1 protein-coding gene is annotated in these 600 nt (G+C 70.2%); it reads right to left on the bottom strand.

Features of this window, described 5'->3' with window-relative positions; genetic code table 11:
* The coding region (locus ACNPM4_RS05630; protein WP_448985012.1) for a DUF222 domain-containing protein at positions 1 to 600 on the bottom strand (600 nt) is incomplete at both ends.

The raw sequence follows: 600 nt of genomic DNA, 5'->3' as shown, positions 1-600 counted from the left end.
GTGTCGACCATCCGCCCCGGGTCACCGGACGGGAGGACATCGTCGTCCATACCCACGTCTTCAACGTCATCCCTGTCCGTTTCCGCGTTCGTCGCGTCCGTGGGCCGGAACATGACTCCGGGGACGGGTGGTCCGTCGACTTTCGGGTTCAGGTACGCGTCGAACAGGCGTTGCAACTGTCCCGCGACCTCGGGCAGCAACCGTCCCCGGATCGGGATGACCCCGTCTTTCGCGCGCCCGAGGGTCAGCCCCCGTACCCGCATCGCGATGTCGTCCGCGGGCTCCGCGCCATCCGGATCGAGATACTGCACGATCACCTGCGCCAACAACCGCAGATCCTCCGGCGTCGCCGCCGGCGTCGCCGCCGGCGCACCATCCCCACCGGCATCCGCACCCGCATCCGCATCCCCACCGGCATCCGCATCCGCATCGGTTTCGTCATCCACACCCGCACCCGGGTCAGCAACAGAGGTTCCCCGCGCGTACGCGGCCAACTCCGCATCCGCCCGCAACCGGTCAGCCGTCCCGACCCGGGACCCGGCCTGCTCGATCGGCCCGATCGCCGCCAACAGCCCGGCGACCCCGATCGTCCCGCCCACC

Source organism: Microbacterium umsixpiens, assembly GCF_053543675.1.
Note: the sequence above shows the minus strand (reverse complement) of the source record. Positions and strands in the feature narration are given on the sequence as shown.